Source organism: Streptomyces montanus (assembly GCF_005786655.1).
In the GTDB taxonomy this organism is placed as follows: Bacteria; Actinomycetota; Actinomycetes; order Streptomycetales; family Streptomycetaceae; genus Streptomyces; species Streptomyces sporangiiformans.
The window spans coordinates 26,436-36,287 of sequence record NZ_VBZC01000081.1; the positions used below are offsets into that span (position 1 = coordinate 26,436).

Genomic DNA, 9,852 nt, shown 5'->3' on the forward strand with positions numbered 1-9,852 from the left:
GGCCTCCTTCTCTCGCCGAGCGCACGTGGTCCATGGCCGTGCTTCCGTGCGGCCGGTTCAAGGCTGCACCGGCGCACGGTCCGGGCCTGGTGGACCGGGTCTGCGCTCCGCGTCGTCGACCAGGATCGCGAGATGGCGTCCCACGTGGTTGTCCCAGCGTTCGGGCCCCACCGCCAGGGCCTCCCTGCGCCATTTTCCGGCGCGCTCCACCAGACCGGCCAGACCCCTGTCCTGCACGATGTCGGCCACCGCCTCCTTGAAGGCGGGGTCGTCGCAGTCGCCGCGGTGCCAGATCATCGCGGGCACACCCGCGCGCAGGCCGGCCATGAACTCCTGTTGGCTGGAGGGGGAGTCGGTGCCCGGCGGCTGGCTGAGCACCAGACAGACCGCATGCTCGTCCTCCTTCAGTTCGAGCTCCAGGTGGAAGTGCGACCGGCCGGGGCGGTTCCAGTACGAGTGGCTGTCCGCAGGCTGATCCTTGAGCTGCCGCCACTTCTTGTGCCAGGGCCGGTGCCAGGCGGCCTTGCGCAGCCTCTCGAAGCTGCGGACGAGGACGGCGTAGTCCATCACCAGCGGAGTCGGGGACGACGAGGACGACTCCTTGTGCCACCACTCCACCGGCTCTCCCAGCAATTCCCACGGAAGGATGAACTCGAGAACCACGGGTTGTCTCAGGTCCGCCCATCGCTCCTCGGTCTGCTCGATGAGCTGTTCGACCTCGCCGGGAAGGTCGTCGCGGTGCAGATGCAGTGTTTCGCCCGGAACGGGATGCCAGCCTTCCGCGTCCGACTGCCGCCAGTGGGAGAGGTAGTACCGGTCGCGGTCCACACCGTCCGGCTCGAACTGGATCATCAAGTAGGCCGGTACAAGGGAGGGCGGCGCCTGGGTGACGCCACCGCGCTGCCAGTCCGCCATCTTGTCCTCCAGGCCCCACGCACCGGCCTGCCGACGGTTCCATCGGCGCAGCAGCTCCGCCGCCTTCGCCTGTCCGTCCTCCATGAGTTGATCGGCGGCCAGCGCCAGGAACGCCATGCTCACCGGCAGTTCACTGGCGGCCGAATTGTCTCCGGCCAGCCGCAGGAAGACCGCCCAGCCCGTATCGCACCACTCGGGCAGCTCCTGGATGCGCGACCGGCTGGCCCGCCGCGCCATCGCCGCGAGACCCGCCGACGACCGCATCTCGTGCAGCACCGGCCGCAGCGGATGCAGGTCGGCGCCGTCGAAGAAATCCACTGCCTCCCACTCGTCCACCAGACGTCGTAACGACGCGATGGAGGTGGACTGCTGTTCCACATATCTGAGGCAGCGCACCAGACATGACAGCCCGTCAGGAAGCTGCGCGCAACTCTCCACCAGCTGCAGCAGCCACGGACGCAACGCCTCGTTCCGCAACGGCTCCACCGGCGTGGCCAGTTCCTGGCTCAGCATGTTCACCCACAGATCGGCACTGTTCGCGTGCCGCACCGTGGCCGACTCCTGTAATACGTCGACGACTTCGGCCACCAACTCATTGCGAACCCGCGCAGGGCTGCGCCCTTCCACCCCCGTGACCTCCCGATCGCCACCAGCTGTCATCGAGTTCGTCTTGTTCGTCTTGTTCGTCTGTTCCGACTCGTCCGTCTGGTCCATCTGGTCCGTCTGGTCCGTCTTGATAGTGCGGACCAGCGTACGGCTACAGTTCCACCCCCGTCAGGGAGTCATTCAAGGCAAGGACGGGGGAGTGCCGTCGCCGCAGGACGCGGCGAGGACGCGGCGAGTTCATGGCGGGCGAGGGTTCTCGGCCATCGGATCGAGGGTTTTCCCCGTATCCGTGGGATCAGGGCTCCACTTATTGTTCGAGCCACAGCTGAACCACGGGTAACCCCTGGATGGTCGCTCGCGCCTGGCCGGCCGCCGCGCCTTCTCGAACGCACCCCCCGCCGCTTCGACGACGAAGCGATTCGACCGCTGCTCCGTACGCTGCTCGCGCCGCTGCTCCGTACAGCCGTCGCGTGCTGCCCGGAGCCGGCCACGAAAGGCACACTCTTGCGTACTCCACGCCCTGCGAGACGGACGCTGATATCCGTCACCGCGATTTCCGCGACACTGCTGGCCGGGACCACCTCCCTCGCGCTGGCCGGAACCGCGGGCGCCGCGGTCCCCGCCGAGAAGTCCGCCGCCACCGCCGCCGCATCCGCCGTGGCCGCCCCGGCCGAGCGGCTGATCGTCGGCTACAAGTCGGGCGCCGCCGAGGCCAAGTCGAACTCGGCCGCCTCCGCCGACGCCAAGGCCAAGGGCCGCGAGGCCGACGAAAGCCTGAAGTTCCAGCGCCGCCTCGGTACCGGCGCCGCCCTGGTCGACCTGGGTGACCGGCTCGGCAAGGCCGACGTCGCCGACGTCGTCGCCGAGTACCAGGCCGACCCGCAGGTCGCGTACGTCGTACCGGACCGCCTCAACAAGCCGCTGGCGGACCCGAACGACACCGAGTACAGCAAGCAGTGGGACCTGTTCGAGACCACCGCGGGCATGCGCGTCCCGGGTGCCTGGTCCACGGCCACGGGCAGCGGTGTGACCGTCGCCGTCATCGACACCGGCTACGTCACGCACTCCGACCTCGCCGCCAACATCGTCGGCGGCTACGACTTCATCTCCGACACCGCGGTCGCGGTCGACGGCAACGGGCGCGACAGCAACCCGGCCGATCCCGGCGACTGGAACGCCGAGGGCGAGTGCGACGGCGCCCCCGCCAGCGACTCCTCCTGGCACGGCACCCACGTGGCGGGCACCATCGCCGCCGCCACCAACAACAGCAAGGGCGTCGCGGGCATCGCGTACAACGCGAAGATCTCCCCGGTGCGCGTCCTCGGCAAGTGCGGTGGCTACGACTCGGACATCATCGACGCCATCACCTGGGCGTCGGGCGGTACGGTCTCCGGCATCCCGGCCAACTCCAATGTCGCCAAGGTCATCAACATGAGCCTCGGCGGCGGCGGCGCGTGCAGCTCCGCCACGCAGAGCGCGATCAACGCCGCCGTGGGCCGCGGCACCACGGTGGTCGTCGCGGCCGGCAACAGCAACGCCAACGCGGCCAACTACTCCCCGGCGAGCTGCAACAACGTCATCTCGGTCGCCGCACTGAACCGCTCGGGTTCCAAGGCGAGTTACTCCAACTACGGCTCGGTCGTAGACATCGCGGCTCCCGGCGGCCAGACCAGCACCGGCACCGCCAACGGCATCCTGTCCACGCTGAACTCCGGCGCGAAGACGCCGAGCACGGAGTCGTACGCGTACTACCAGGGCACCAGCATGGCCGCCCCACACATCGCGGGTCTCGCCGCGCTGATGAAGTCGGCGAGCACCGCGCTGACCCCGGCCCAGATCGAGTCGGCCATCAAGACCAACGCCCGTGCCCTGCCCGGCACATGCTCCGGTGGCTGCGGTGCCGGTCTCGCGGACGCGACCAAGACGGTGCAGGCGGTGAGCGGGTCCGGCGGCTCCACGGGGGGCACCACCTTCACCAGCACCTCGTCCGTCTCCATCCCGGACGCGGGGTCGGCCGTCGAGTCGCCGATCACGGTCAGCGGCCGCAGCGGCAACGCGCCCTCCGCCCTGCAGGTCGGCGTCGACATCACCCACACCTACCGCGGTGACCTGGTGATCGACCTGATCGCCCCGGACGGCACGGCCTACCGGCTCAAGGCCTCCAGCGGCTCGGACTCGGCCGACAACGTCAAGACCACCTACACCGTCAATGCCTCCAGCGAGACCGCCAACGGCACATGGAAGCTGCGCGTGCAGGACGTCGCCGCCCAGGACACCGGCACCATCAACAGCTGGAAGCTGACCTTCTGACGGCTGCCCACCCCCCACAGGGGCGGTCGACGCGAGCGGGCGTCGGCCGCCCCGCCGTGCGTTCCGGCGCGTCGTGGTGACGCGCCTTGGCGGAACGTGCACGTCCGGGACACGATGCCCGGATGAAGGGTGACTTGTTTTCCAGCGAGTACATGGTGCAGCCCGCCACCACCGTGGGCATGAGCGTGCAGAACGCCAAGTCGATCAAGTACGCCGTCCAGGGCGAGATGTTCGCGCGGCAGGGAGCGATGATCGCCTACCGCGGCAACCTGCAGTTCGAGCGCAAGGGCCAGGGAGTCGGCGGCATGCTCAAGCGCGTCGTCACCGGCGAGGGGCTGCCGCTCATGGCGGTGCGCGGACAGGGGGAGGCCTGGTTCGCACAGGAGGCGCAGAACTGCTTCATCGTCGACATCGACCCCGGCGACGTCTTCACCGTCAACGGCCGGAACGTGCTGTGCTTCGACGCCTCCCTGTCGTACGAGATCAAGACGGTGAAGGGCGCGGGCATCACCGGCGGCGGCCTGTTCAACAGCGTCTTCACCGGACAGGGCAGGCTCGGGCTCGTCTGCGAGGGCAACCCGCTGGTCATCCCGGTCTCGCCGCAGCAGCCGGTGTACGTCGACACGGACGCGATCGTCGGCTGGACCGCCGGCCTCCAGACCTCGCTCCACCGTTCACAGTCCATCGGCTCGATGATGCGCGGGGGCTCCGGGGAGGCGGTGCAACTGGTGCTGCAGGGAGAGGGATACGTCGTCGTACGCCCGAGCGAGGCGACGCCGCAGAAACCGCAGCAGCACTGAAACGAACGTTGTGAGGGCGTCGGGGGTGCGGCAGGGGGGTAGACATGCCCACATGACGATGCGTCAAGTCCCCTTGGATGCAGGGAAGTTGATCGCGGTTGCGATCACCCTGGTGATGACCGCCGTTGCCTGCGGCGGCGAGTCCCACTCCGACGGGCCCGCCCCCGGCGACAACGGGCCGGAGAAGTCGACCATCACCGTCGCCGCGCTCCCGCTCGCGGACGACGCGCCCCTCTACCTCGCACAGGACCGGGGCCTGTTCGAGAAGGAGGGCCTCGATGTGCGCATCCAGCCCGTCCAGCAGAGCATCCAGGCGCTGCCCGCGCTGTCCAAGGGCCAGGTGGACGTCATCGCGAGCGCGAACTACGTCACCTTCCTGCAGGCGCACGAGAAGGGGACCCTGGACGTCCGCGTCCTCGCCGAGGGGGCAAGGGTCGCGCCGCACATGATGGACGTCCTCGTGCCCAAGGACTCGGACATCAAGAGCGTCGCCGACCTCAAGGGCAAGAAGGTCGCCGTCAACATCCTCAACAACATCCAGTCGCTGACCTTGAACGCCATCCTCGCCAAGGAGGGCGTGGGCCGCCCCGTCTACCGGCAGATCCCCTTCCCGCAGATGGGGCCCGCCCTGGAGAAGGGCCAGGTCGACGCGGTGCACGCGCCCGAGCCCTTCAACAGCGCCCTCCAGAAGGAGCTGAACGCCCGGGTGCTCGTCGACGGCGGCTCCGCGCCTGTGGAGTCCATCCCGATCAGCGGATACGTCACCACGGGTCAGTACGCCGACAAGTACCCGAAGACCGCGGCGGCCTTCCAACGGGCCATCGCCACCGCCGCGAAGATCGCCACGGAGGATCCGTCGGCCGTACGGGAACAGCTGCCCAAGTACGCGAAGGTGACCCCGGACCAGGCCAAGTCGATCCATCTGCCCGCGTATCCCGAGACGACGGACCCCGGCCAGCTGGCCCGGCTCACCGAACTCATGGAGAAACAGGGCCTGTTGAAGAAGCCGGTCGATCCCGCGACGCTCCTGGTCAAGTAGGGCTGCTCGGTGCTCTGTCGGGTGCGGCGAAGGCAGGACCTGCTGCTCGGCGGGCTGGGTGTGCTGCTCGCGTTCGGGCTGTGCGAGGCGGTCAGCCGGGCCGGGCTGGTGCGCCGAAGCTATCTGCCGCCCGCCTCCGAAGTCCTCGCGCGGGCTGTTGAGTTGGCAGGCGACCCGGTCTTCCTGGACGGCGTCGGCGCCACCCTGTACGCCTGGGCGCTGGGGCTCGGCCTCGCCTGCGCCCTCGCCGTTCCGCTGGGTCTGCTCCTCGGCAGCGTGCCCGTGGTCGATGACGCCGTACGCGCGATCGTCGAGTTCCTGCGACCGTTGCCGTCCGTGGCGCTGATCCCGCTGGTGTCGCTTCTGCTGGGCTCCGGCACTCAGACGAAGGTCGCGCTGATCACGTACGCCTCCGTCTGGCCGATCCTCTTCAACACCGTCTACGGCCTCGGCGAGACCGACCCTTTAGCCAAGGACACCCTGCGCGCCTTCGGCTTCGGCCGTCTCTCGGTACTCCTGCGCGTCGAACTCCCGGGCACCGCCCCCTTCATCGCCGCCGGCATCCGCATCTCCGCGGCCATCGCCCTCATCCTGGCCGTCGCCACCGAAATCCTCGCCGGCTTCGGCGAGGGCCTCGGTATCTTCATCGCCCAGGCCGGCCTCGCGACGGACGGCACGCGCGATGTCCTGGCGGGCGTGGTGTGGTCCGGAACACTCGGGCTGGTGATCAACAGTGTGCTGGTGTGGGGTGAGCGGCGGTTGTTTCCGTGGACTCCTGAGCATCAGGGGCGGGGGTGAGCCGCGTGGAGGGTTTTCGCCCCCGCCGCCCCTACCCGTCCCATCCTGTCCCTGGGGCTCCGCCCCGTAAGGGGCGCGGGGAACTGCGCGACCAGCGACAACCGATCCGCAGCCGAGACACAACCCGGGGGTCCAGGGGGCAGCGCCCCCTGGCGGGGTCTGGGGCGGAGCCCCAGGGGACGGGACCGGGTAGGGGCGGCGGGGGCGAAAACCGGTGAGCCGGGCCGGCCGCGTCTCAGCGGAAGCGGCCCGCAGCGCACTGCTGCGCTGGGCCGTACTCGCGACCGCTGTCGCCGCGTGGCAGGCCATCGCCCGCGCCCACGGCAGCATCTACTTCCCACCCCCCGCCGACATCGCCCAACACGCCTACGACCTCTGGTTCTCGGGACCGATCGGCCACGCCTTCCTCACCGGCGACGCCGTGGACAACATCCTGCCCAGCCTCGGCAGGATGGCCGCCGGATTCGCGATCGCCGCGGTCACCGGCATCGCGCTCGGGATCGCGGTCGGCCGCTCGCGCCGGACGTACGCGCTCTGCAACCCGGTACTGCAGTTCGCGCGGGCGATCCCGCCCCCGGCTCTCGTGCCCGTCTTCGTCGTGGTCTTCGACTTCGGTACGCCGATGCAGCTTGCTTCGATCGTCTTCAGCGCCGTATGGCCCGTACTCATCAACACGGCCGAGGGAGCGCGCAACACCGATCCACTGCGGCTGGAAGTCGCCGCCGTGCTGCGGCTGACCGCGCCCGAAAGGCTGTGGCTGCTGCTCCTGCCGTCCGCGCTGCCGCGCATCTTCGCGGGCCTGCGCCTCAGCCTTTCGCTGTCCCTCATCCTCATGGTCTTCTCGGAGCTGCTGCCGGGCACGGCCAACGGCATCGGCTTCACACTCACCGACGCCCAGACGCGCTCCGACCTGCTCACCGTATGGGCGGCCCTGCTCCTGCTCGGCGCGCTCGGACATCTGCTCAACACCGGTCTGCTCGCGGTCGAGAAGCGGCTGCTCGGCAGAGGGAGGCCCGTATGACGACGGGAACAGTTCTGGACGCGGTCATCCAACTGTGCCGCGACACCGGCATGACCACGCTCTTCGGCAACCCGGGCTCGACGGAGCTGCGGATGTTCCGCGACTGGCCCGACGACTTCACCTACGTCCTGGGACTGCAGGAGTCCGTCGCGGTCGCCATGGCCGCGGGACACGCGCTCGGCACCGAGCGCGCGGCACTGGTCAGCCTCCACTCGGCGGGCGGCGTCGGACACGCCCTGGGCGCGGTCTTCAACGCCTACCGCGACCGCGTGCCCCTCGTCGTCATGGCCGGCCAGCAGTCGCGCTCGCTGATCCAGCTGCGCCCGTTCCTCGGGGCCGACGAACCGGCTCAATTCCCGCGCCCGTATGTGAAGTTCAGCCGCCAGCCGGATCGTGCGGCGGATGTGCCCGCAGTGCTCGCCGAGGCGCACCGCATCGCCATGTCCCACCCGCGCGGTCCCGTCTTCGTCTCGATCCCCGAGGACGACTGGGACCAGCCGGCTCCGCCCGTCGAGCCACGCGCCGTGCACGGCGCGTTCACCGCCGACGCGGGCGCGCTGTCCGCCCTGGCCGCGCGCCTCGACGCCTGCGAACGGCCCGCGCTGGTCGTCGGGCCCGGAGTCGACGACGAGAACGCGCTCGCCGAGGTCCGGACCCTCGCCGAACGCACCCGCGCGGCGGTCTGGATCAGCCCGATGTCCGGCCGCTCCGGCTACCCCGAATCCCATCCTCTCTTCCAGGGCTTCCTGCCACCGGCCGCCGACCGGCTGATGGCCTGCCTTGAGCCGTACGACCTGGTCGTCGCCCTGGGGGCGCCCCTGTTCACGTACCACTTCCCTACGGAGAGCCCGCCGCTGCCCGCCCGCACCGAACTCTTCCACCTCGACTGCGACCTGCAGCAGGCGGCGTGGCTGCCCACAGGGACGAGCATCGTCACGACGCTGAAACCGGCCCTCGGGAAACTCGCGGCGCTGGTGGAGGAGTCGGACCGCAAACCGCCGCCCGTCCGCCGGCCGCCCACTCCCACTCATACGTCCGCTCTCGACGGCATCACGCCGGAGCTGGTCCTGGACCTGCTCCAGGAGCGGCTGCCCCGTGACCGCGTCCTCGTCGAGGAGGCGCCCAGCCATCGCGACGCGCTCCACGCGCGCGTGCGGATCGATCTGGAGGGCGGTTTCCTCACCACCGGCAGCGGGGCGCTGGGTTGGGGCCTCCCGCTGGCCGTAGGGCGCGCGCTCGCCGACCGACGGCGGGTGGTGTGCGTGGTCGGCGACGGCTCGGCCCTCTACTCCGTACAGGCCCTGTGGACCGCCGCGCGCCACCGGGTGCCGGTCACGTACGTCCTCCTCGACAACGGGGGTTACGCGGCCGTACGCGCCCTCGGCCGCCGTATCGACATCGCGCCCGTGCCCGGCACCGACATCGGCGATGTCGACTTCACTGCCCTCGCCGCCGGCTTCGGGTGCCCATCGGCCCATGTCGAACAGCCCGCCGAACTCCCCGCCGCCCTGGACCGCGCGCTGGCCCACGGTGACGGCGACGGGCCCTTTCTGCTCCACGTCCGCGTCACCGGCACCGAGGGCGCGCCTCACTCCCGGGACAGGTGACCGATCCGCATGCTCCGCCTCGACTCGCTCGGCCAGCGCTACGGCGAACACCTGGTCCTCGACGACATCAGCCTCACCGTGCCCGACGGTCAACTCCTGTGCGTGGTCGGGCCGTCCGGGTGCGGCAAGTCAACCCTGCTGCGGACCATCGCGGGGCTGCTGCCCGTGCGTGAGGGTGCGATCAGCATCGACGGGGAACCGGTCGCCGGGGTGCCCGAACGGCTCGCGGTCGTCTTCCAGGACTACGGGCGCTCGCTCTTTCCCTGGCTGTCCGTCCGCGAGAACGTCGCGCTGCCGTTGCGCCGGCGGGGGATGGGGCGGGCCGAACGGCGGGACGAGGCCGAACGGATGCTGGAACGGGTCGGTCTCGACGGCGCCGGACGCCGTCATCCCTGGCAGCTGTCGGGGGGTATGCAGCAACGGGTCGCCATCGCACGGGCGTTGGTGTGCCGGCCTTCGCTGCTCCTCATGGACGAGCCCTTCGGCTCACTCGACGCGCAGACCCGGGAGGACCTTGAGGATCTGTTGCTCGAGGTGCATCGGGCGGAGGGGACGACGATTGTGCTCGTGACCCATGACATCGACGAAAGCGTCTATGTGGGGGACCGGGTCGTTGTTCTCTCGGCGGGGCCCGGGTCGCGGGTCGTGCTCGATCTGCCGGTGGTCCTTCCGGGGAAGCGGGAGCAGATCGGTACGCGGGGGTTGCCGGAGTTTGTGGGGTTGCGGGCGGAGGTGGGGCGGGCGGTGCGGGCGTAA

The 9,852-nt window shown here is 70.0% G+C and carries 8 protein-coding genes; 7 read left to right on the forward strand and 1 reads right to left on the reverse strand.

Translation table 11 applies throughout. The features are described from left to right. Positions 1-57: 57 nt before the first annotated feature. Positions 58-1,629 (reverse strand): VMAP-C domain-containing protein, encoded by a 1,572-nt coding sequence (locus FE633_RS42105; RefSeq protein WP_138050452.1) that lies wholly within the window; start codon positions 1,627-1,629, stop codon positions 58-60. A gap of 396 nt (positions 1,630-2,025) precedes the next feature. Here FE633_RS42105 and FE633_RS42110 point away from each other — a divergent pair, with 396 nt between their 5' ends. From FE633_RS42110 to FE633_RS42140, 7 genes are all read left to right on the forward strand, one after another. After that, entirely contained in the window at positions 2,026-3,831 is a 1,806-nt protein-coding gene (locus tag FE633_RS42110) for a S8 family peptidase (protein ID WP_138050453.1), read from the forward strand. 122 nt (positions 3,832-3,953) lie between these two features. Then, entirely contained in the window at positions 3,954-4,631 is a 678-nt protein-coding gene (locus tag FE633_RS42115; RefSeq protein WP_138050454.1) for an AIM24 family protein, read from the forward strand. A 52-nt stretch (positions 4,632-4,683) separates the two neighbouring features. Beyond that, complete coding sequence (locus tag FE633_RS42120) at positions 4,684-5,670, forward strand: ABC transporter substrate-binding protein (protein WP_246114080.1); 987 nt, start codon at positions 4,684-4,686, stop codon at positions 5,668-5,670. A gap of 21 nt (positions 5,671-5,691) precedes the next feature. After that, complete coding sequence (locus FE633_RS42125) at positions 5,692-6,468, forward strand: ABC transporter permease (RefSeq protein ID WP_138050455.1); 777 nt, start codon at positions 5,692-5,694, stop codon at positions 6,466-6,468. A 214-nt stretch (positions 6,469-6,682) separates the two neighbouring features. Next, on the forward strand, positions 6,683-7,489 hold the full coding sequence (locus FE633_RS42130) for an ABC transporter permease (RefSeq protein ID WP_138050456.1): 807 nt from the start codon (positions 6,683-6,685) through the stop codon (positions 7,487-7,489). After that, positions 7,486-9,096 carry a benzoylformate decarboxylase gene (gene mdlC / locus FE633_RS42135; protein ID WP_138050457.1) on the forward strand — a complete coding sequence of 537 codons (1,611 nt, stop codon included), beginning with the start codon at positions 7,486-7,488 and terminating at the stop codon, positions 9,094-9,096. Before FE633_RS42130 ends, mdlC begins: the two co-directional genes overlap by 4 nt. A gap of 9 nt (positions 9,097-9,105) precedes the next feature. Next, positions 9,106-9,852 carry an ABC transporter ATP-binding protein gene (locus FE633_RS42140; RefSeq protein ID WP_138050458.1) on the forward strand — a complete coding sequence of 249 codons (747 nt, stop codon included), beginning with the start codon at positions 9,106-9,108 and terminating at the stop codon, positions 9,850-9,852.